13 protein-coding genes are annotated in these 23,851 nt (G+C 56.9%); 8 read left to right on the forward strand and 5 right to left on the reverse strand.

Annotated elements, in window-relative coordinates; genetic code table 11:
* Positions 1 to 94: 94 nt before the first annotated feature.
* Genes NZ823_02485 through NZ823_02500 form a run of 4 tightly spaced genes read left to right on the forward strand, consistent with a single transcriptional unit; the run spans position 95 to position 13,134 of the window.
* A complete protein-coding gene (locus tag NZ823_02485) occupies positions 95 to 2,467 on the forward strand; it encodes a VIT and VWA domain-containing protein (GenBank protein MCS6803995.1) in 2,373 nt (790 codons plus the stop codon).
* Positions 2,464 to 9,924 carry a tetratricopeptide repeat protein gene (locus NZ823_02490; GenBank protein ID MCS6803996.1) on the forward strand — a complete coding sequence of 2,487 codons (7,461 nt, stop codon included), beginning with the start codon at positions 2,464 to 2,466 and terminating at the stop codon, positions 9,922 to 9,924. Before NZ823_02485 ends, NZ823_02490 begins: the two co-directional genes overlap by 4 nt.
* A gap of 19 nt (positions 9,925 to 9,943) precedes the next feature.
* Positions 9,944 to 11,812, forward strand: coding sequence for a hypothetical protein (locus NZ823_02495; GenBank protein MCS6803997.1), 1,869 nt, complete (start codon positions 9,944 to 9,946; stop codon positions 11,810 to 11,812).
* A gap of 32 nt (positions 11,813 to 11,844) precedes the next feature.
* The gene (locus tag NZ823_02500) at positions 11,845 to 13,134 is read left to right on the forward strand and encodes a SpoIID/LytB domain-containing protein (GenBank protein MCS6803998.1); all 1,290 of its coding nucleotides are present in this window, start codon (positions 11,845 to 11,847) and stop codon (positions 13,132 to 13,134) included.
* Here the strand turns inward: NZ823_02500 and NZ823_02505 are convergent.
* From NZ823_02505 to NZ823_02525, 5 genes are all read right to left on the reverse strand, one after another.
* A complete protein-coding gene (locus NZ823_02505) occupies positions 13,080 to 13,766 on the reverse strand; it encodes a ribonuclease HII (protein ID MCS6803999.1) in 687 nt (228 codons plus the stop codon). The two genes, NZ823_02500 and NZ823_02505, sit on opposite strands and share 55 nt — an antisense overlap.
* Before the next feature lie 218 nt (positions 13,767 to 13,984).
* Positions 13,985 to 15,460, reverse strand: coding sequence for a tetratricopeptide repeat protein (locus tag NZ823_02510; protein MCS6804000.1), 1,476 nt, complete (start codon positions 15,458 to 15,460; stop codon positions 13,985 to 13,987).
* Between the two features lie 126 nt (positions 15,461 to 15,586).
* A complete protein-coding gene (locus NZ823_02515) occupies positions 15,587 to 17,227 on the reverse strand; it encodes an aminotransferase class III-fold pyridoxal phosphate-dependent enzyme (protein MCS6804001.1) in 1,641 nt (546 codons plus the stop codon).
* Between the two features lie 96 nt (positions 17,228 to 17,323).
* Positions 17,324 to 18,265, reverse strand: a complete 942-nt coding sequence (locus NZ823_02520; GenBank protein MCS6804002.1) for a gamma-glutamyl-gamma-aminobutyrate hydrolase family protein — start codon at positions 18,263 to 18,265, stop codon at positions 17,324 to 17,326.
* Between the two features lie 207 nt (positions 18,266 to 18,472).
* Positions 18,473 to 19,828: a cyclic 2,3-diphosphoglycerate synthase gene (locus NZ823_02525; protein ID MCS6804003.1), complete on the reverse strand. Its 1,356-nt coding sequence runs from the start codon at positions 19,826 to 19,828 to the stop codon at positions 18,473 to 18,475.
* A 281-nt stretch (positions 19,829 to 20,109) separates the two neighbouring features.
* Here NZ823_02525 and arcC point away from each other — a divergent pair, with 281 nt between their 5' ends.
* From arcC to NZ823_02545, 4 genes are all read left to right on the forward strand, one after another.
* Complete coding sequence (gene arcC, locus NZ823_02530; protein ID MCS6804004.1) at positions 20,110 to 21,057, forward strand: carbamate kinase; 948 nt, start codon at positions 20,110 to 20,112, stop codon at positions 21,055 to 21,057.
* Positions 21,058 to 21,069: 12 nt separating this feature from the next.
* Positions 21,070 to 22,002 carry an ornithine carbamoyltransferase gene (argF, locus tag NZ823_02535; GenBank protein MCS6804005.1) on the forward strand — a complete coding sequence of 311 codons (933 nt, stop codon included), beginning with the start codon at positions 21,070 to 21,072 and terminating at the stop codon, positions 22,000 to 22,002.
* Positions 22,002 to 22,739 (forward strand): formylglycine-generating enzyme family protein, encoded by a 738-nt coding sequence (locus NZ823_02540; GenBank protein MCS6804006.1) that lies wholly within the window; start codon positions 22,002 to 22,004, stop codon positions 22,737 to 22,739. The genes argF and NZ823_02540 overlap by 1 nt, the downstream gene beginning before the upstream one ends.
* A 62-nt stretch (positions 22,740 to 22,801) precedes the next feature.
* A complete protein-coding gene (locus tag NZ823_02545) occupies positions 22,802 to 23,851 on the forward strand; it encodes a hypothetical protein (protein MCS6804007.1) in 1,050 nt (349 codons plus the stop codon).

The following is a 23,851-nucleotide window of genomic DNA, read 5'->3' on the forward strand; positions in this document are numbered from 1 at the left end:
GGTGAGCGCAACGCTGGCAGATTGACCGCAGCCGGATTACAATCACGCTCTCTTTTGACGGCGTAGGCTCAACCCAATGGGAGACAGACCTTAGATGTCAAGCGGCAAGCAAGTTCTCATCTTCGCCATCCTTCTGATATTCGCTGTCTCGCTCTGCTATGGTCAGGCCGGCGTGTTGTTGGGCCGCCGCGGTAATCTACCGACGTGGGAAAACTTTCTCTCGCTTGACGAGATGACGCTTGACATCAACATCAACAATCAATTTGCCACTGTGCGACTACGTCAAATCTTCGCCAATCCGGTCGGCGATGTCACAGAAGGGCGATACGTCTTTGCTTTGCCTGCCTCGGCCAGTATCTCTGAGTTTGCCGTGTGGGACGGCCAAACGCGCATCCCCGGCGTCATGTTGGAGAAACGACAGGCACAAGACCTGTATGAATCGCTTCGGCAGCAAGCGATTGATCCAGGACTCGCGCAACACGAAACAGACGACACGGCTGCTGCCGCGTTCACCGTCAAGGTCGTGCCCATTCCGGCATACGGCTACAAGCGTCTGGAAATGGCCTACACACAGACCTTGCCGGTTGATGGATTACAATCGCGATTTTCATTTCCGCTGCGGCCATCTGAGTATGGGCGACAACGCGCCCGGCATGTGCGCATCAATCTGACGCTGCGTAGTCAAGCGCCGATCATGGAGTTTCGTCAAGAAGGAACTCAACTAGCCCTCACGATGGAGCGACAAACAGCCAATGAAGTGGTAGCGCGCGTTGAAGCTGAAGAGATTGAGTTCGCCGAAGACTTTGCCTTTGTCTACTCATTGGGCGTGGCTTCGAGCCAGTTGGACGTCTTGACGCATCGCGCGCCGGAGCGTGTCCGTCCGTGGGAGATTCGCGATCCAGCATCAGCGCAGGCTGAGCCCGATGGGTACTTCCAGGCCATCACCACGTTTAATCAGGCGCGCATCACGGCCGGCCAGCCGGTGACGCCGCCGCCACGATCACTCGTCTTGATGTTGGACACCTCGCTATCCATGCAGTGGGAGAAACTGGAGCGAGCTTACGAGGCGCTGGAGTATTTTTTGCAAGGGCTGACGCCTCAAGACAGATTCAACCTGATTTTGTTTAATGATGATGTCCAACGACTCAGTGACAAGCCGCTCGGCGCCGATGCTGCTTCAATCGAACGGGCGCTGACGATGGTGCGGCAAAGTTACCTCTCTGGTGGCACCAATCTGCTGGCTGCGCTCGACGCAGCGATGGCGGCGGCCAACCAGTTCGATCGTCGGCCCGTCTCGCTCGTGATGATTACGGACGGGTTTCCCACCCTGGGAACGACGTCGGCTCGACGCATTGTTCAACATGTGACGCAAAAACAAGCTGGCTCTGTCCGTCTATACATTTTTGCGATTGGCACTGATGTCAATGCCGTGCTCTTACAGGAACTGGCCCGCCAGAGTCGCGGCCACTACGAGTCGGCGCGTCCAACCGATGACATTCGTTTTTCGCTTCGTCAGTTTTGGAGCAAGGTCGGCGCTGAACCGATTACTGACTTGACGCTGAAATCCAGTGAGAAGGATAGCCTGCACTCGGTCTACCCTGACATCAATCGCATGGCTTATGATCAAACGCAGTTTGCTTTCATCGGTCGTTATCGCCGGCCGCGTCGGAACGTTGATCTGACGGTTGAGGGCCAGCATGGACCGGGCAAGGTGAAATTGGTCAGAAAAGTTGATCTGCCCGAACAGCAAACAGCCAATGAACATTTGCCGCGACTCTGGGCCCGAGCGCGCGTTGATGCGTTACTGCGAGAGATCGAACTGGAAGGAGAATCGGCGGAGCGGATTGAGGAAATCATTCGACTCTCACGGCGATTCAATTTCGTCACGCCGTACACGGCGTTCTTGGCAGCGCCGCGCGCGTTGCTCCGACCGCGGGTCATTCGACCTGGTGATCCGGTGTTGCGCGTGCGCACAGACCCTTCGATTCGGTCGGTAGTGGCTGTCTTTCCCTTTGGCTTGGTCAAAACCTTGACCTACCTGCCGGACGAAGACGTTTGGCAGACGCGGTTCCTCGCGCCGACGACGATGGACGATGGTCAATACCCATGTCGCCTCCTGCTGACCGACGCGCACGGGCGCACCTATGAAGAAATAAAATCATTCATCATTGACAGTCGCCCGCCCACACTGCGCGCTCGACTCAGCGCTGACACGGCACGAGCTGGGGATGAACTGACCGTCACCGTAGACGCCGACCGCGACACGCGACGGATCATGGTGCGCCTTTACGGGGCGCAGCCTGTGCCGGCGCTGTGGGACGCGCAGGCCAAAGCCTCCATCGCGCGATTGCGCATCCCCTCTGACCTGCCTTCAGGAAACTACACGATGACCATCCTGGCCGAAGATTTTGCTCACAATAATTCGAGCCTCACGCTCGAACTGGACATCATTGGAGGCGCCCCGTGAGGAACCCCCTCGCCTACCTCTTCTGGTTTGCGGTCGCCACGGCCATGCTGTTGGCGTGGTCTGTGACGCTTTCCTCAAAGACAGCGGCGCGACGGGTCATCGGTTCCGGCTCGTCGCCAACCTCCCCACAATCAGCTCCCGCGCGGATTGTGCCGCAGCAGCCGCCCGATCCAAACCGCGCGCCGCAATCAGACATAGATCAGGCGCTGTTGTCAACCGAAGAATTTTTTGGCAGCCAGGCCCTCATCGAACGACCGACGCAGCAAGCGCGTGAGCGCCTGACACACCTGATGCGATCATATCCGCGCGATGCCCAACTCCGGCTCATCGCCGCCAAGCTGGATGTGCGACTTGGAGAGACTGAGCGCGCCAACGAACAGATGCGCCAATTTGTCGAATTAGAAAATCGCCAGCCAAGCGCCTTAAGAACACTGGCCATTTACCAGCATTCGCAAGCGCAATTTGCCAACGAGATTGCGACCTTGATGGAGCTGGCAAGAAAATCGCCACGCCATCATCATCGTGATATTTTCGATCAGATCATCTCTGTGATTCGCACGCATCGCCCGGCCGGCATTGATCTGGACCGAACCTATCGCGCGATGTTTGAATTGAACCCGCTGGAGCTCGCGCCGATTGTCAGTTATGTGCAGGAGCTGTCGGCGCAGCGTCGCTATGAACAAGCGCTGGCGGTGATTGCTGAATTTCGCTCGCGATTTGCTGACCGGCCACATCTGTTGCTTAACGAAGAAGCGGCCATTTATTTACGACAGAACCGCATTGATCAGGCCGTCGCCGTCTATGACCGACTGTTTAAGCCGCTCTGGGAGCCATCGCTCAGCTCAGCCTATTACAAGCTGCTGAAGCGCGTGGGCCGTTATCGTAGCTATCGTCGCTATTGGCGCGAGCGTTATGAAGCCGGCTCAGCCGATGTGCAAACGCTTGCCCGCTTGTTCGATCTATACGTCTGGGAAGGCAATGCTGCCGAGGCCAATCGTGTGCTGGCTCGCTACGAAGACGTGGCCGACCGAGACAGAACAACGCCGCCCGCCCGCGAGCTGGAGACGCTAGCCGCTCTGTACGCGCGCATTGGCAACTACGATCAAGCCTCGCGTTATTACTACACGCTGCACCTGATGGGCGTCTTCCAAACCAATTCGCCGCTGCGCGAGTCAGGCTTGTACCAGTTATTCAATGCGCTCATGCAAGCTCAGGATCAACCGACACGGGTGGCAGCCGGTGATCTCTCGCTCTACAAGGACGTGGCCACCGTTGATCAACACCCTGGACTGCTGAACGGTGTGTTGTCGCTGATTTTGGCTGATACAGCCATCCCTGAAGAGTTTCGTGAACGAGAAGCGCGCGCTGCGCGACTCTTCAACGGGTTGCTGGCCTATCGTATCTTCCAAGCATTCAAGAACGAGTTCCCCCAATCCGAGCGCCTGCCATCCATGTATGCCAGCTTGATTGACACAGTCGCTCAGCTCAAACGGTTCGAGTTGGCGATCAACATGGGAGAGGAATTTCTAGCCCGCTTTAGCGATTCAGACCAATACGAAACGATCAGCCTGAAAATCGCCGATGCGTATCGCAGCCTCAATGACCGGCATAAGGAGCGGCTCATTTACCGGCGCTTGCTTGATCGGCTCGCGGCCCGACGACTGCCCGGCCAACCCTTGATGCCGGTGGCGATGGAGCCGTGGACGTATGTCCTCTCACCACGGTGGGCGGCTTCGGGCGCCACTGCCACACACGCGAATTTCTATAGACCGATAGACGAACCAAATTCCTATCAAGAAGACAGGCCCTCTCCACCACCGGTTTCCTACCAATCGGTGCTGGAGCGATTGCTAGCCAGCTTGGCCCAGACCAATGAACGAGAGGCTATATTGCAAATCTATTGGCAGGAAATACGCAAATACCCGCATGAAGAAGGCCTCTATGAGGCGTTGTTGCGTTGGCTTGAGGAGACCAATCTATTCGACGAAAAACTACAGGCCTACCAACAAGCGATTCGTCAATTTCCCACGGCAGTCTGGTATCATCGTCTGGCGCGATGGCTCATTCGACAACAGCAGCGCGAGGCGTTCCGACAGTATTCAACCGAGCTGGTCAGCATGCTGGATGACGCCGAGCTACAACCGTATCTTGAGCAATTCATCGTGTACAGCGACAAACCTGACGCCGCCGTCAATTACGATGCTCAGCTTTACTGGCAACTCTACCGACTGGCCCATGAGCGATTTCCGCACAATTTGAGCTTTGTTCATGGCCTGCTGCGTTACTATCAACAGACAAAACAGACAAACGAGTGGCAGGCATTGGCAACGCGCTATTACTTTGCCGACCCGCAAGTCCGCGACCAATTATTGCTGTTCTGGTCGAGCAATGGCACACTGCCGGCGCGTTATCAACAAGCGCGACATGCAGCCGCAACATCGTCCGCTTACCGCTGGTTTGGGGCTGATGCAGCCGTCTGGATGGCGCGATACGAAGAGGCGGTCGAGACGTACAGGCAACTAGCTGAAGTCTATCCGAATGATCCGCGCCACGCCGAACGTTTGGCAACACTGTTACGCTCGTTGGGCCAGACCGACCCTGAGAATCTCGTTCGGTCAGCTCGCCTCTATGAGCAGTTGGCAAAAACCTATCCGACCGATCAGGACTTTCGCACGCAGGCGGGCGAGGCGTATGCCGAGTATGGCGACATGGCTGCTGCCGGCCAACAGTGGGATGCGTTGCTGGTTGTTGAGAGCGGACGGCGCGAAACCTACTTGCAAGTCGCCAGCCTTTACTGGGACTACTTCGCCTTTGATGGCGCGCTTGGTGCTATCCAACGGCTGCGCAGCATGTCAGGCGACGACACGGCTTACGCTTATCAGATGGCCGCCATCTACGAGAGCAAACGCGACATAAGTAACGCCATCAGCGAATACGTGAAAGCGTTGGCTGAGCCTGGATTCCAGCAGCAACCGGTCATCCAGCGGCTGGCCACGCTGACCAAACAGCGCAACCTCAGCCAGTCCATTCAACAACAGGTCGAAGCCTATGCGCGCGCTCGGCCTGACAACTGGTCGCTAGCTGTGGGGTACGAGCAATACTTGCGCGCCATCGGTCGCGTTGAAGATGCCTGGCTGTTTTTGGAAAGCGAGATGGCGCGGCGTCAACAAGAGGAGTTCCTCCTGTATGCTCGCGACCGATTCCGTGCGGGTCGTCGGCAAGCAGCTCAGGAACGGGCGCTCAACCGACTTGTCTCGCTGGCGCGAACCGAGCTTGATGAGATCAAGTACAGGCTGCAACTGGTCGCTTTTCACGAACGACAAGGCGACGCCGACCGAGCAGCCCGTATCATGGACGAGTGCGTCGCCAAGTATCCAACCAACTATGGCGTCATTGACGAGGCGACAGACTTCTACTGGCGCATCGGGCTCCTGAACCGCTCCATTGACCTCTACAAGAGCGTCGTCAAACGCGCGCGCGGCGGATATGAGCGCCAACTCAACCTTGAACTGGCGCGACGGCTGGGTGAAGCCGGCCGATATGATGAAGCGGAAACGATCTTGCGCGCCCTCTACCAACAGGACAAATCGGATAGCGAGACGTTCGCTCAACTCGCTCAATTGCTCAACACGGCCGGCAAAATAGAGGCGCTCCTGGAGTGGTATCGCGCGGGCCTTACCGATGTTCAATCGCTGCCGCTGCCACGCGATCAGCAACGCGAGCGCATCGCTCAGATTCGCCGTGCGATGATTGAGCTGTACCACACGCGCGGCGACCACAATGCAGCGATTGACCAGCATATCGAAATCATCAATCGTGAGCCGGAGAACCGCGACCTCGTCACGGCAGCGATCAACGATGCGACGCGATGGAACCTGACTGACCGGCTCATCAACTACTATGAGCAAACGGCCAGGCAGAGCTTTCGCAACTACCGCTGGAATCAAGTGCTGGCTTGGTTGTATGAATATCAAGGTCAGCTTGACAAAGCGGCCGAGCAGTATGAACTGGCCGCCCGGCAAGAACCTCAGCGATTGGACCTGCGCATGGCGTATGCTGATACGTTGGTGCGACTGGAGCGATATGACGAAGCGATTGCTCAGTTCCAACGCGGCTACGCGCTCAGCGGCGAACAGCCGGAATGGCAAGTGAAAATCGCGCAGGCAGCGGCCCGACAAGGCCGACAAAAACTCGCGCTCGACGCGCTCAACACAGCCTTGCGATCAACGCAGGTCAATTCGCAGCGCCTGTTCGGTTATGCTGCGATGCTCGAATCATGGGGGCTTTCTGCCGAGGCGCGCAAGTTCTACATCGCCGGATTCGACCGATTGATGAAAGACTTTTACGCTGAGCCGCTGATTGACAACAGACAGCTTGACGGGCTAGTGCGCACCGCGGTGCGCGCCGGCGCTGCGCAAGACACCTGGAATCGCTTGTGGAAGGCCCGCCAGTGGGCGCGACAAGAACAACAACGGGAAGACAATTATCAAACGTGGCGCGTCGAGCAGTTTCAATCTCAGCTTGAAACCGCGCTGCGGGAGAGCTTCGGTGCGAATTTGGCGCGCTATGGTCAGCCGGCTGAAGTCGCCCAGATCGTCTCAGCGCTCAAAGCGCGTCTGGCTTCACTCACACGCTACACGGAGCAGAACAAAGCTGAGCTGTTGCTGCTGGCCAGTCTGGCGCATCGGGCGCGGTGGCCTGATGTGCAGGAACAGGTCTTGCGGCAGCTCGTTGATCTGGCCTTTGGCGCGCGCCAGAACGCTCAAGACACGCGCTGTTACGACGAGCTGCAATCGTTATTGAATTTTTACGATGCTCGCGGCGCTTTTGCGCAGGCTGCTGATGTGCTCCACTCGTACTTCAGCCGCGATCCGCATCAAGGCTCTTTCGATTATCGCAGCGCGTTAGCTTGGCGCTACCGCTGGGCCGGCGACACAGACAAAGAGCTGGCTGTGCTCAGACAGATTTACCGATCGCAATCGGGCGCTCCGACAGACACGCATGACGCGCTGATCGAGCGGTACTTCACGCTCTTGTACCGGCGCGGGCAGCGCGACGAGCTCGCCTCGCTGACCACTTCGTACAATCCCTATCAACTGCAACTTGTCAACTTTCTCATCGCCCAAGGTGAGCGCGAGCTGGCCATCGCGGCGCTGCAACCCATGCCGATGAGCCCTGCCTGGATCAGATCGCGCGAGGCGCAGATTGCCTACCATTTCAGTCACACAGAGACGAACGTCAACGCTCAATTCGCAGCCTGTTTGCGCGCCGAACCGATCGGCCAATTGATCGCCGCCAAGCCTGACGCGAACCAAACGCTGATTGGCGATGAGTGGTATCAAACGGCTTACGTCTATGGCCTATGGCTCGAATTGAGCCCTGCGACCAAATCGAAAGCGCGAGATTACCTGACAGCGTTGTTGGAACAGCGTCCGCGACAAACTTCGGAGCAGTTGGCGCTGGCCGAGCATTACCTCGAAGAAAACGAATTGCCGCTGGCTCTGGAGCACGCGCGATTGGCCGAAGAACTCGCGCCGCGTGACATTGCGGTGACCGTGACACTTGGCAAAATCCTATGGACGCAAGGGCGGCAACAAGAAGCATTGGCAACCTGGGAACGTCTGCTGACGAATCATCCGGAGAGCGCCGATGCGTATGTCGCCTCCGTGGATGCGCTCGCGGCTCATCAACAACATCATCGTCCCATCGCGGCGCTGCAAGCATTCATGGTTGAGGCCATCCAAGCGCGCGGATTTGAATCGTTACGCACACTGACCCGCCGAATCGCCCATCTGTACGACGCGCCAACAGCCGCCGCGCTGTTTGAATCGGTCATCGCACAAACGCCATCGAACATGGACCTGGCCGTCATGCTCAGCGAAGAAGGGCTGTTGCCTGAGCCGATGCTGACGCCGTTTTATCGCGCCATTGTCATGTCTCTGCGAGAAGGTCATGTGATAGAGCTGCCGACAGCCGAAGATGATGAACAATATGAGGAACATTCAGAGCCGCCGACGCTCGAGCGATGGCACCGGCGGTTGATCGAACATCTGATCGCGCTGAGTCAGTGGAACGCTGCTGAAGCCGAACTGGCAGCCTTTGAATCAGCGCGTGATCCTGCCATGCCTCCTCCTGATTGGTTCACGTTGAACCTCGCTCAAGTTGAAATCCACCAAGGTCAACGCGCATCGGCCATCAAACGACTGCGCGAGTTTGCCGCTGCCGGCTCGCCGCTACAACCAGCGCGATTCGTCAAAGCAGCGGCTGTGTTGAAAGAAGCGGGCTTGCATCGAGAAGCCCATGAGTTGCTCTTGGAAATCTATTCCTCATTGCTCACCAGCGGTCAGGTCAACGATGTGAACTTCGTTGGCCTCGCCGAGGCATTGTTTCATCTGGAGCGCGGTGAAGAAGCGTTAGCCACGCTCGAGCGCATGGTCAATCGCGCTGCCGATCCGCTGCCGGCATTGGCATTAGCCGGAGAAATCGCGTTTCGATACAATCGGCCTGCTGAGGCCGTGCGCTACCGGCAACGGCTCGCCAAACTCAATCCCGAATGGATCGAGAACCGGATCGAACTAGCCCGCGCTCAAGCCGCAGCCGGCTCGCTGGGGGCGGCTGTCGAAACACTCGCGGCTCTCCTGACGGATCGCCGGACACCGAGCGAACAGGTCGCAGTCGCTCTGCTGTTGTTGCCACGCCTTGCCGCTGGTCAAGAGCAACTCGCATTGACGCAATTGCAGGGGCCATCCGAGAGGCTCATTTCGGCCCGCGTTGCTTTGCTGAAAAATGCCGACCAGGCTCGTCAGTTGCTCAGTCCGTTGCTGAATGATCGGTACAACCTGCTCGCCAAAATTCAACGCGCTTTGATTGATCCTGACACACCAGCGTTGTGGCAGAATGTGCTGTGGAGCGATCCCGATCAAGTCGTGACCAATTACATTCTCTTTGCCACGCCATCGCCACGCGCTCAATTGATCGAACTTTATACCCGCGCGGCACGATATGAGGCAGCCCTGAAGATGGCCCAGTATTTGCCCGATGTAGCCCGGCTCTCCGAGGAGGATGAGGACGAACAGCAGGCTGAATACGAACAGGAGGCAGATCGAGCTGCTGATCAAACGAGGGCGACCGAGACCACTCAGGTCTCGTTGATGTCGAGCGATCAAGCAAACCGGTGGCTTCTCAAACAAGTGAATCTGCTGGCTCAACAACGCCATCTGATACAGCTCCTGGAGTCGCTCGCGCGTGCAGCCGCAGAACTGAATGAGTATGATCGCGCCATCGGTTATCTGAAGAGAATGCAAGCGCTGGTAGCGGACGAATCGGAACAACGTCGGGCCAACGAGCTACTCGCCGTGATACACGCCAAGCGCGAGCAATATCAGCGTCAGCTCGCTCAACGCATGACGATCACCACCAAAGCGGTGAATCTCGGCGCGCGCTTGAAACGCGGGTGAGCATGCGGCTGGAGATGGTATGAGACGCCGAATCATCATCACCACATCAGTTGTTCTGCTGATCGCGATTGGATGGACAGTCGCGTTACTGTTGCAGCCGGCGCCGCGCACGAGGTTGGAACTGGCGCGCTATGCTCCCAGTGGAGCCTTGATCTACATCGAAGCGCAGAACCTCAATCGGCTGCTCGCCCAGTGGCAGGCCTCCTCGGCTCACCGACGTTACAGGGAGAGCGCCAACTGGCGGGCATTTCAAAATTCGCGGCTCTATTTGCGACTGCTCGACCGCTTGCAACCGATTGAAGCGGCTCTTGGCTTCGAACTGACGGAGAAACATCTCAGCGCCCTGGCCGGCAGCCAATCAGCGTTGGTCATTTACGACATCGGCAATCTGGAGATGCTGTTGATCACGGTCACCACTCGGGCAGACGCACTGGCTTCCCTTCTCTTCAAGCAACGCAGCGCATTCCGTCAACGCACGCTGCGCAATCAGGTCTACTACGTGCGCGAAGGAACACATCCTGAAACAGGAGAAAAAGCTGCCGCCGGATTCGCCTTTGCCCAAGGCATGTTGATCATTGCTTCAAGCGAAAACCTATTGCGTCGAACACTCACCAACTTGACTGCTCCAGGCGACGATCGGCTGTCAGTCTCCATCAATCGCTTGGTAGACGGATTGACGGATTTCAAACCTCACGACATCACAGTCTGGCTCGATCAAAAACGGCTTAACACTGATCGTTACTTCAAACATTACTGGATTCACAAAAATCGAACTGAGCTGGCGCCCATCGAGGCTGCATTGATTGACATGGAAGTGACGCCGACCGCCTTGCGTGAGCGCCGTTGGTTTGCGCTCCATGACGCGGCGCCGACTGATTCATCACATCTCAACGCGCTAAACGAACTGCTCCGTTTTGCTCCAAACGATGCCACCTTGATGGTGGCGAGCGCGGCTGCCGATCTACCGCTGCTGAGCCGACTGATGGCCGACGTGTTGCTCGGCGCGCCACCACGCGCTCTGACGATGGCGACGATGCCGACGCATCGCGCCGACGACTGGGACGAGGCTGATGCTAACGAGTCGTCTGCGTTGAGCGGAACGTCAGGCGTTTTGCAACTCGATGACCGGTTCAATAAAGATATTGATGATCCGACCTCGTTCACTGGCGATGCGCAACGAAGTCGCGTCGCCGAGCCTGACAGCAAGTTCGATGAAAGATTGCTCCGACATCTGGCCGCCCTATTGGAGCCGAGCGAACCGGCTGAATTTATCCTCATCGGCGACGCGACACTGGGTGAAAATCGGTTATTCGTTCAGTTTCATCGAGCCTTAGTCATGCGGTTGAACAGGCCGGGAGGATTTGACACAGCCGCATTCGAGCAAACCGTGCAAACGGAGTTCGCCACGCGCTATATCGTGCGCGGTGTGCCGGCGCGCCTCAGTTGGAACGCCGAGGATCAACTGCATTGGCTAGGACAAACGCTGCTGGATCGTGGCGGCGCGTATGCGCGGCAGGGATCGTATCTGCTGCTGGCCAACAGCAAGGAGTATGCTCGGCGAATTTTGCAGGCGCATAGATCGTCAGTGGCTCCGTCGGCACAGCAGTCTGTCGCCCTGCGTCGCTTCGCGCGCGTTCGCGTCAAACAGGGAGCCGGCGCCTACCAACATATCATGAGCATGCTAGCCACGCCGGCGGCATCTGATGAATTGGGCTCCACCGTTGACCTCTTCAGTCAGAACATCGCCGGGTTGATTCAGGTTGTGCCGAACTGGACAGAAGTCACCGTTGAAACAGCGCCAGCAGCGTCGCTGCTCCGAGAAATGGTCACGTACCACTTCGAGTCATCGGCAGCGACTCGCCCGACGCAGCGAACACGCCGCCGATAAGCAGAAGCCATCGGCGGGCCGCGCGTTCTTGTATGCGATTGCGCTCACACAGCGGCGACGCAGCGCGTCGCCGACGAACCTCATGGTTAACCAGATCAGCGTTCCTGGTTGGGTTGCTAGCAATTTCCTATCACCATCTGGCGGCCACGCAACCACACGTTCGCTCAGCGACTGGACTGGGCATGTTCGGTCTTTATCGGCCTCAAGCCCTGTTGCTGGAGCCGCAGACCGACACGACTGTATGGATCGAGCACGAGGCGCAACCCCACACGTGGCATCTCAATGCGCGGTCGCGTCTCCACCTGCGACGCGAAAACGGTCGTTTGGTTGTGAGGTTACACGGCGCGAACCGCCTGGCTCAATCCCTCAGCAACGTGACGCAACTCGCATCGGCGCTGGCCACATGGACGATCACAGTTGATCGTCATCGGTTGAGCAGAGTTGTGCGAGGTCGCCTGTGCGTGCGTGTCGCCGACGAGGCAATTCAAACCGTGCTGGAAACTGACCGCGAGAGCGTGGTCGCCAGGGTGGTCGCCTCAGAGATGTCCGGCGTGACGCAGCCGGAGGCGCTTAAGGCGCTGGCCGTTGTGACGCGCACATTCATCCAGGCGAGTCGGTCGCGGCATCGCTCGCAGGGTTACGATTTCTGCGACACGACGCATTGCTTCTGGTATCAGGGCGAAGATCGGCTGAACCGACGTGATCGTTTTGCCTCGCTTGTGCAATCGGCTGTTGAGCAAACGAGCGGCGTGCTGCTCCAGATCAACGGAGCCTGCCGACCGACCTATTTCACTGGCAGTTGCGGCGGTCAGACAGGCAAACCAGGGTGGGTCTGGAGTTCTGATACGTCATCGCTCGATGAGGTCTATCAATCTGTGACTTGTCGCTGGTGTCGCGGCTCATCATTCGAACGTTGGCAGCGGCGGTTGAGAAAGGCGGTGTTTCTCAGCACGGTCTCTTCGCTGCTTGGAGTGACGCCATCGTTGCGCGCTGAAATCAGCACGGAAGCAGTGAAACATGGCGTTGTGCGGGCATGGCGAATCAACGAAGGAGGTGTTGAGTATCGCCTTGCCGGCGAAACGGTGCGCTCGCTACTTGGCCGCCAACTGGGCTGGCATGCGTTGCCGAGTCATGTGTTCACGCTTGAAGAACAAGATGGTTGGCTCCTGCTCACAGGCCGGGGTCTTGGACACACTGTCGGGCTTTGCCTGCGGGGCGCGATTGCTCAGGCGCGGGCCGGTTACAAGCACGATAGGATTTTGTTTTACTACTTCCCGACGGCGCAACTGATCGAAGAAAACAAGTCAGGGGTGACGCCGTGAAAACTACGCCGGTGAATAGCGCACGGGCCTAACCGGTTCAGCGCCTGTCGGTGCTCCCGTGTGCCGTAGCCAACATGGCGGGCAAAGCCGTAGCCGGGATAGATGCGATCCAGTTCCTTCATCATGGCATCGCGGGCAACTTTGGCGACGATGGACGCCGCCGCAATTGAGAGGCAACTGGCGTCGCCGTGAACGATAGCTTGTTGAGGCATCGGCAGACCTTCCAGCCGAAGCGCATCAATCAAGAGATAGTCCGGCTGTCGGGCTAATCCGGCGATGGCTCGTTGCATGGCCAGACGAGTGGCTGGCACGATGCCGAGCTGGTCCACCTGCTCGGCCTCCACAGCCGCCACACTCAGCGTCACCGCTGACTGCTTGATGGCTTCGGCGAGCCGTTGACGCTGGTTGGCCGTCAACTTTTTGGAGTCGTCAATCCCATCGGGGATGCAGTCAAGATCAAGGATGACTGCTCCAGCCACCACAGGGCCGGCCAATGCGCCGCGACCAACTTCGTCAACGCCAGCAATCCACCGATAACCGGCTTGGGAGAGTTGCCACTCCAATTGAGCGGTACAGGAACGGGCGACCGCTGCCTGACGGCGAGCGTCTGATTTGCGCCTGTTATAGCTCATGCCAACTGACCGACGTTTGAGCAGCAACAAGTCAGTGAGTAAATGCCGGTGAGCTGATGCCTCACAGTGACGTCACGGCCGCACCGGCTCGCTCGACTCGCAATTGCGGAAACGATTAACAAGGAGCTTAAACCATCACAGCGGCGTCACGGCCGCGCCGGCTCGCTCGCCCGGACCTGCCGGCCAATAGCATGCCGCCCACACGTCCCCTGGGGGGATCACAGCTTATATTGCTTGCGCTTCTCACACAGGTGGACTTTCGAGATGGCCAGTATCTTGGCTGCTCGCGTGTTGTTATCGTCCGATTGATCGAGCGCATGCTTGATGAGGAACGATTCGACCGCCTCCTTCGCCTCGCTCCATTCAGGCAGGAACGATTTGCTAATGATCAAATCGCCTTCCGGCGTGAGGCGAATCCGAGAATGTGTCGCCTTTGTGCGGATACGCTGAAACTCGCGCAAGATTTTTTGATCATTCACGCCCTCCAACAAGGTGGCACACTCAGAGAGGAAGTTTTGCGCTTCCGGCGCCCGCTTGGGCAAGCAACATTCGGCCATGTACATTAAGCATTGCGCCTTGAGTGTGGGCAGGTGCAACTGCTCAGCGTTGGCAGCAGCGGTTGTGAGCAAGCCGTAAGCTTCCTCTTTTTTACCGCGCAAAATGTAAATCCGTCCCAGCATGACGGTGGCCGAGAGAATTTGCTGCGGGTCATGGAAAGCCTCAGCCTGCTGAAGCGCTTCTTGCGCGCACTGCTCAGCTTTGTCCATAGCGTTTTGATCCAGATAAAGCTGGGTCAACAATCCCAAGATAGCGCACACGCCGGCCTGATTGCCGATGCTGATATTTAATTCGTGAGCTTGCCTCAAGACAACTTCGGCCAGCTCCGTTTTGCCAGCCTGTAATAAGCACTGGCCTAGATTCCAGCGAATCAGGGCAGCATCCTCCTCGGTTCCGTAATTCTCAGCCAACGAGGCGGCTTCTTCTAACAGCTCCAACGCGCGATCATATTGGCCGCGTTCCCGCCAATATGTGGCAAATCCGTCGAGCGCCAGCGCGTAAGAACGATAGTTCTCCGTTCGACTCAACAAGGCCAAACCGGCTTCATAATGAAGCTGGGCTTCATCCAGAAGGCCGAGGTGCTGCTTGCACACGCCGAGATTGAATTGGATGAGCCCATCCAGATATTCGCCGCGTCGGCCTTTGCCCTCAAGATACGTGCGGGCTTCACTCAGATGGGCCGCGGCCACATCATACTGACCCGAACGACGCTCCAATTCTCCGAGCCGATACAACGCCTGCGCCACGCCAAGAGTGTCGCCGATATATTGATAATTCCTCAACGCGCCCTGAAAGAGGTCTCTGGCGACGCCGTCCTCATGACGGGCGCAATGCCACTGGCCACGCGCCATTGTCCAACGAGCGACCGAGCGGATGCCAGCTAGCTCAGTGGCCGCTTGCTTCAACAATTCTTCGGCCTCTGCATAGCGACCGGCGTGAATCGCAATCTCCGCTCGCAAGGTCTCTCGATAGGGGTCCTTCTTGCCGTTTTCAGTTTCGGCATCCAAGACCGCTTGCGCGCTGGCCAAATCGCCGGCATCTATCAAAAGCATGGCTCGTACAGAACCGCGTTCGACCGTTCGTGAAGCTGTTTTCACGGAAGAGACTTCTTTGACGGCAGCTTGTTGCTCATCCATAATTCGTCACCTTCACACAGAATGTATTATCTTCTCACCGACGTGCCAATTGTACTGCAATGGCCCGCGAAGTCAACATAGGGTGACAGATTTTTACAATCAGTTGTCTGTGTTTCGACACAGTTTTTAGACCGTCGCTCGTGTGCCCGATGCATGTTGTTGCCTCTGGTTCATGACAGCTTCCATGACATCGCGCAAAATATGCACGAGCAAATCGGCCTCGCGTTGACGCTGATCAACGGTCCCAAAGAGGCGAATGGATCGTTCACCTGTCCCCAGCAGATGCAAGCCATGCAGAAACGCTTGGTAAACGACAGCCTCTTGAATCTCTTTTGAGGGCACATCAAACGCATTCATTTGACCAACGCCGCGCACATTGGTGACCAGCGCTTCGCCGGGATAGCGCGCCTCCAACTGCTCGGCCATTTCGCACAAACGGCGACGTAGGTACTCACCGGCCTGTTTGGCATTGTCTGCGTAGGGCCGTCCGAGCGCCGGATCAATTTGCTTGAGCTCTTGCAAGGTATAGGCAGCCATGGCCAGACTGAGCAAGTTGCCTTCCGGCCATGTCCCTGAGAACTTACCGCCCGGCCAATCTTCAAGCAGCCAACGCTGCGTCACTGCTGCGCCGACATGCAGCGGCTTGGCGAACGTCATGATGTCAGGCTTCAGGTGCGGGTAGCGCCGATACCAATGGCTCATGGCGCTGAACTCACCGGTGCGATACAGGCCGGCTTGCACTTCGTCTGAAATCAGACATACGCCCTTGGCGCGATAGCAACCCAGAAACTCGTTCAACGCGCGCAGCAATCCATCGTCAGGGATGACATAGCCGCCTTCACCCTGAATCGGCTCCATGATGACGAAGCTGAGCAGATCAATCGGAATTTTTCGCTGATCCACCACGCGACGCAGTTGGCCAGTGGTAATGAGCTGCTCAAGCGGCGTCGTTTCAATGTGCCGGTTGAAATCAACTGTCGCATCGTATGGCAAGTGGATGACGTAAGGAATCGCCTGATAGCCTTCTTTTTGAACACGCTTGCTCATGGACATGGTATGCGTTGATCCGGTGCGACCGTGAAACGCCCCATGAAAGGCGATGACATAAAACGGATAATTCGACCACAGGTCATCCACATGCGGCCTGACTTTGACGATTCCCAGTTGCTCACACATGCGGGCGTACAACCGCTCGCCAAGTTGCGCGTGGACCTGGCGAAACTTGTTAAACATGGCGATCTTGGCAGCATTCTCGTTAGCCTCGGTGCCAGCGTTGCTGAAGTTCGTCATAAACTCAACGCCATAGGCGTCCCGAGCATATTGATTGAGCAGCGCGGCTACATCTTGTGACGCTGGCGCGCCATGCCGCGAAACAAAGAAAAAATCGGTGCCCGCACCGATGAAGCCGGCTAACACTTGTCCGAGTCGTTGGAGCTTAGGAAAGATGGCAGGATGATTGTAGCCAAAAACAGCATGTGTTCCGACATTGAGCGCCGTATCAAAAAAGAGGTTGTCGCCCAGCCCGCTGATGAACGGACCAATGGCAATATGAGTTGGGTCGAGAATGGCTGGAAAATCAGGATGCGTTGTGGCAATCACCTCAGCCTGATGCTGGCGCATAATGGCTGTAGCCGTCGGGCCGAGTAACTCGTCGCGGTCCACACGCACATTGAGGCGACCTCGCTGATAACGCTGCTGCGTGAACGGATTGATAAAAGTAGCCGTATCGGCTTCATTTTCGCGGATGTTTGTTGCATAGATATTCATTCGTTGAAACCTCCAGATTCTGTTGCACTCATGCGCTACGACGCAGCGCCGACCCACAAGCCGGCTCGACCGCGCAACGCCTCGCTTGGCGTCCGCTCAGCTCATCAGATGGCGCAGTTGCTTCTCTCGGCCTCGGTGAATCAACGCTTGGCAGAGAAAATTTTCAAAGATGATTCGCCCATCACGACTTTCCACCCGATGGTTCCAAAATTCCGGTCGCTTGTTCCAATCCTCAAACGATTTCTCGATATGGAACTGGACAGTGTAGATCAGTTGACCGTCCGTGCGTTTGACCATCGCCTGAATTTCACAGAGATAGCTTCTGGCTAAATTGACGAAGCCATCCGGCACGCGATCCACCTTCAGCGCATGATTCTGCCACACCTTGAGCACCCATGTTCCCGAACCTGACCCGTGATGATGATGGCCATTGCCGTTCTGCAGCGGCTGGCCATCGCGCGGCTTCCACCGGCCCGCTCCGGCGAACAACGGATCGGGCCGCAGTATCTTCACAAACCGATACTGATACTCAACAACTCGCTGCTTCCGCTTCTCCCATTGACGTTTTCCGTCCAACGTCAGCACCTCAGCGCCAAACATCATGCCAATCAGTTGATGCCCGCCACAAATGCCGAGAATCGGGATGTCTGTCGTGCGGACAATGTCGCCGAACCGATCAAACAACCGAGGATTATAGAAATCAAAATCGCTCAGCGTGCCACTCAGTACGATGGCATCGGGAGCAAAGTCCTTCAATAGGGCTTGACTCACTTCAGACAAATGAACGACGCGCACGACCGGATGACGAACCAGTTGCTTGACATTGGTCACAATGTTAGCCAACGCCAAGCCGGCAATCGTCCGTTCTCCTTTCAGCCAATGACCGGCGCGAAAGCCCGGCAAGCTTCGGACCAGAGGCGACAGATCAGACATCTGACGATGCAGGTTATCAACGACCAACACGCGCATGTATTGAATCCTGGCCTTGACTGGTTCCACCACTTCACTGTCTGCGGCTCTCATGACAATTTTTATCATACTGACTACTGCCCCAGTGCACAAGCTCTCTCCCCACGGGTTGGAAGCGGGCGCTGAAGCTGCCATGCGCTCATCATATCCGCTCACACACCGAGCGTCACACAGGTAACGGATGCGTGCGCCAAAAGCGCATGGCCGGCCTCCAGCAGCGTTGTCGGTCTATGCCCTCTCACGATGGCATGCGGTCATTCTAACGGCAGCAGCCGTTCAGGCGAGCGTCCGCCCACGGTTGCTGACAAGACCTCGGCGAATGAGAAAGCGTCGCAATTCCGTTTTCAAATCAGGTTGACCGATTTCCTGCACATCGTAGGAGACGCGTTGAGTTGGATGTTTGATCTTCATGATGCGCCTGAGGTCCACCGGCGTGCCGATCAATACCAAGTCGCATTCGGCGCGGTTAATGGTTCGTTCCAGGTCACGGATTTGGCGTTCGCCATATCCCATCGCTGGGATGACCGGCCCGCAGTGCGGATACTGAGCATACGTTTGGGCAATATCGCCGACAGCGAATGGGCGCGGGTCTACGATCTGTTTGGCGCCGAAGCGACGCGCAGCCAGAAAGGCAGCGCCATAAGGCATGCCCCCATGAGTGAGCGTCGGCCCGTCTTCTACGACCAGCACGCGTCGGCCATGGACGGCGCTCGCGTCCTCGATTGTCAACGGCATGGCTGCTTCGATCACGGTGGCTGTGGGGTTATACACTCGGATATTCTCCCGAATCCGCTCAGTTGCCGAAGGGTCAGCCGTCGTCACTTTGTTGATAATGATGAGCTGTGCCCGCAAGAAATTGACTTCGCCGGGAAAGTACGTGCGTTCGTGATCAGGCCGATGCGGATCCACCAAGACGATTTCGAGGTCTGGCACAAAGAACGGCGTATCATTATTGCCGCCATCCCATACGATCACGTCCGCTTCGGATTCAGCTTGTCGCAGGATTTTCTCATAATCAACGCCGGCATAGACGATAACGCCGTTGTTAATATGCGGTTCATATTCCTCCATCTCTTCAATGGTGCAATGGTGCTTCCTCAAATCGGCCAGCGTCTGAAACCGTTGAACGATTTGCTTGCGCAAATCGCCGTAGGGCATCGGATGGCGCACGGCCACAACGCGCAATCCTTGCTCTTTGAGAAGGCGGCAAACTTTACGGCTCGTCGGGCTCTTGCCGCAGCCGGTACGCACTGCGCAAATCGAGATCACCGGCTTGCTGGAGGCCAGCATGGTCGCTCGCGCGCCCAACAAACGAAAATCAGCGCCGTGACGAATGCAGCGCGCAGCCAGATGCATGACTGTCTCGTGCGACACATCGCTGTAAGAAAAAATGACCTGATCAATGGCATGCTTAGCGATCAATGCCTCCAGCTCCGATTCCGGATAAATGGGAATGCCGCGCGGATAAAGCGAGCCGGCCAACTCACGTGGATATTTTCGATCTTCGATATGAGGAATTTGCGCGGCAGTAAATGCGACAACGTGGTACGCCGGATTATCACGAAAAACGACGTTGAAATTATGAAAATCGCGTCCGGCCGCTCCAAGAATGAGGACCTTGGTTTTATTCATAACGCCCTCCTATGACGCTCAATTGCTGAGTGCTTCATGTTATTAGCCCGTCGGTGGCGCGCACCGCCCACGATAGTCTCTTGCAAGCCGGAAATGGCTCGATCATAGGTCGCTCTCCGATGTGCCAGCCATGCTGCAATAACCAATGGATGGTGGCCGTTGAAAGATCAATCAGACGACGGAAGCGTTAATATATGCATCGGGCTGACACAGTGCAAGCTGATGAGGAACCTCATTTGCCCCTGTTGAGGCAGTTTGTTATGATTGCTTGCGTCTACAGTATGTCAGAAAAAATTCTCATTGCGCTTGGCGGCAACGCGCTGATTAAACCTCATCAAGCCGGAACGATTGACGAGCAATTGGCGAATCTGGCAGCCGGCTTGGACGGCATTGTTGAGTTGGTTGAGCGTGGGCATCAACTGGTCATCACACATGGAAACGGTCCGCAGGTAGGCAATATCCTACTGCGCGTAGAGGCGGCGCGTGGTCAGGCCTACGATTTGCCCTTGGACGTGTGTGTAGCCCAATCGCAGGGAGAGTTGGGTTACCTGATCCAACAATCATTGCAAAACGCGCTGCTACGGCGCGGGCTGAAACGACCGGTGGTCTCGGTGATCTCACAGGTGATCGTCTCAGAAGATGAGCTACGTTGGCAAAAACCAACAAAGCCCATCGGGCCGTTTTACACCGAAGGGCAGGCGCAATTACTAAAGAAGCAAGGATACAGTATGGTGCAAGATGCCGGCCGTGGCTACCGTCGTGTGGTGCGCTCGCCGGCGCCACTTGCTATTGTCGAGCAGGACGTCATCAAGATGTTGTTTGAGCAAGGCGTCATTGTCATTGCTGTCGGCGGTGGGGGCATCCCCGTCACAATGAATGCTAACGGCTATCTGCGCGGCGTGGCGGCGGTGGTGGATAAAGACCTGGCATCGGCTACGCTGGCCAACGCCATTGGCGCCGACAAGATCATGGACCTGACGTCGGTGGAGAAAGTCAAACTCAATTATGGTAAACCCAACGAACGTGACCTGGATCGTCTGACGACCTCAGAAGCCAAACGGTACTTGGCCGATGGGCAATTCCCGCGCGGCAGCATGGGACCGAAGATCGAAGCCTCCATTCAGTTCTTGGAACATGGTGGGCAACGGGTGATCATTTCCACGCTGGAAAAGCTGATCGAAGCCTTCGATGGCACAACGGGCACACATGTGTATCCCGATCCTATTTAGGAGGAACAGGTCATGAATCATCTGGTGAGTCTCAAGGATTGGCCGGCATCGCTCATTCAAGAAGTGATTCGTCATGGTTTGCGGGTGAAGCGCCATCCGGCCAAATTCTCGCAGGCGATGCGTGGCAGAACGCTGCTGATGCTGTTTGAAAAACCATCGCTGCGAACCCGCGTCTCGTTTGAGGTCGGCATGGAGCAGATGGGCGGCCACGCGATCTATTACGACTTGAGCGCCTCGCCGGCCGGCAAAGGCAAGGAAAGCATCGCCGATCTGGCCCGCACCGTCTCCCGCTATGTAGACATCATCATGGCACGCACGTTCGAGCACGCCACGATTGAGGAGCTAGCCCGCTATGCCACCGTGCCGGTGATCAATGGACTGAGCAACTTCTCTCATCCATGTCAAATTCTGGGCGACTTGATGACCCTCAAGGAAAAGAAAAAAAAGCTGAAGGGCCTCAAGCTGGCATATCTGGGCGACGCTCACAATAATGTGACCCATTCACTATTGTTCGCCTGCCCCAAAGTGGGCGTGTCGGTAAGCATCGGTTGCCCCAAAGGGGCCGTCTATGAACCTCACCCTGACGTCTTGGCGGCGGCTCGTCACTGGGCAGCAGCCGCAGGAACCGCCGTCGAGATTCATCATCAGGCAACCCGCGCCGTGGCGGATGCCGACGTTGTCTATACTGACTCGTGGATGAGTTATCACATCCCCGAACACGAGCGCGAAAAACGCTATGCCGCGCTGGCTCCCTTTCAAGTCACGTCCGCGCTGATGCGCCGCGCTAAACCTGATGCAGTGTTCATGCACTGCCTGCCGGCTCAGCGCGGCGTCGAGCAAACTGCCGAGGTCATTGACGGACCGCAAAGCATCGTGTTCGATCAGGCAGAAAATCGCCTTCATATTCAGAAAGCCATCATTTTGAAACTGCTGGGAGTGTTGTGATGGCATCGCCGAAATCAATCGGTCAACCAATCATTGAACCGTTGATGGCACACATCCCCGGCGGCTGGTTCCTGATGGGAAGCGACGTCGGAGCAGACAATGAACGCCCTGTGCATCACGTGTGGGTGGATGCGTTCGAGTTAGGCATCTATCAAGTCACCAACCGAGAGTATCAGTGCTTCGTTCAAGCGACCGGCTACATGCCTCCTCCTTTTTGGCGAGACGCCGCGTTTTCTCATCCACAGCAGCCGGTTGTTGGCATCAGTTGGTTTGATGCCGTTGCCTATTGTCAGTGGCTCAGTCAACAAACCGGACGACCGTTCCGGCTCCCAACCGAAGCCGAATGGGAACGCGCGGCGCGCGGTGGACAAGAGGGTTTGTTGTATCCCTGGGGGGATGATCCACCCCAGTCGCTACCCGATTATTATCGCCGATGGCGCAACGGGCCGGAGATCGTGGGCTTGTCGGCGCCCAACGGTTATGGCCTCTTCAACATGGGCGAGAATGTTCACGAATGGTGTTCGGATTGGTACGACCCAACTTACTACGCCAGATCACCGGAGAAAAATCCTATCGGCCCGCCAAGCGGCACACGTCGCGCCTCGCGCGGCGGCTCCTGGCGTCATCACATCAAAGTCAGCCGCTCGGCGGCCCGCAGCAGCATCCCGCCGCACTTTCGCTACAACGATTATGGATTCCGCATCGCCTGCTCAAAGACGCAGAACCTGCGCGCATGATGGCAATCGGGCTGCCTTTGACCGCTTGACTTGACCGAAAGGCAGCCCCACAATTACCCGCCATGCCACGCATCGTTTCCATCGCCACTGCTGTGCCGCCCTACCGCTATTCGCAAACGGAGCTGAAGCGTCATTATGCCACGTTACATCGAGAGCACCCAGAAACACTAGCAGCCCTATCCATCTTTGATCATGCTGGGGTCGAATACAGGCACTTGAGCTTTCCTGTTGAATACTATCTGGCCGGACCATCGTATGAGCAGCGCAATGATGATTTTGTCAAACGGGCGCTCTCGTTGAGCGAACAAGCTATCGGCTCCTGCTTGCGTCAGGCTAACGTCGCGCCTGAGCAAGTCAGCCAGATTATCTCGGTGACGACAACCGGACTGGCCACGCCCAGCCTGGAAGCGATGTTGGTCGAACGTATTCCATTTTCACGAGAGGTCCAGCGAACACCGTTGTTCGGGGTCGGCTGCGCTGGCGGAGCGGTCGGACTGGCTCGCACAAGCCATTTGCTTCGCTCGTCGCCAAAGGATTTTGCCATCTTGCTCTCCGTTGAACTCTGTGCGCAAACATTCATCGCCGCCGACCACAGCAAACTCGGTGTCGTGGCGGCCAGCTTGTTCGGCGATGGCGCTGCGGCTGCGTTGCTGGCCGGTGATAGCTCTCACCTTGACGGTCCATTGTGCGTGGGAGCGCAGAGCGTCTTGTTTCCCAACACACACGACATTATGGGATGGCGATTCACCAGTGACGGCATGCAATTGGTCTTGTCGCCGCGATTGCCGGCGCTCGTCAAACGGGTGATGCCGCCAGTGATTCGTGATTTTCTCTCGATCCATCATCGGTCACTGACCGATATACGGTTTTGGATATTCCATCCTGGCAGCCGGAAAGTGCTCGACGCGTATGAAGAATCACTCGAGCTCCAACCGCATCATCTTTACTGGTCACGCCACTTCCTTGGTGAGTATGGCAACCTTTCATCGGCGTCGGTTCTCTTCATTTTGCACGATGTGATGAGACGCGGGCAGCCGCAACGCGGCGACTATGGGCTTGTCGTAGGCGTCGGACCCGGCTTTAGCGCCGAATTGATTCTCCTGCAATGGTGA

It is taken from the genome of Blastocatellia bacterium (genome assembly GCA_025054955.1).
In the GTDB taxonomy this organism is placed as follows: Bacteria; Acidobacteriota; Blastocatellia; order HR10; family J050; genus JANWZE01.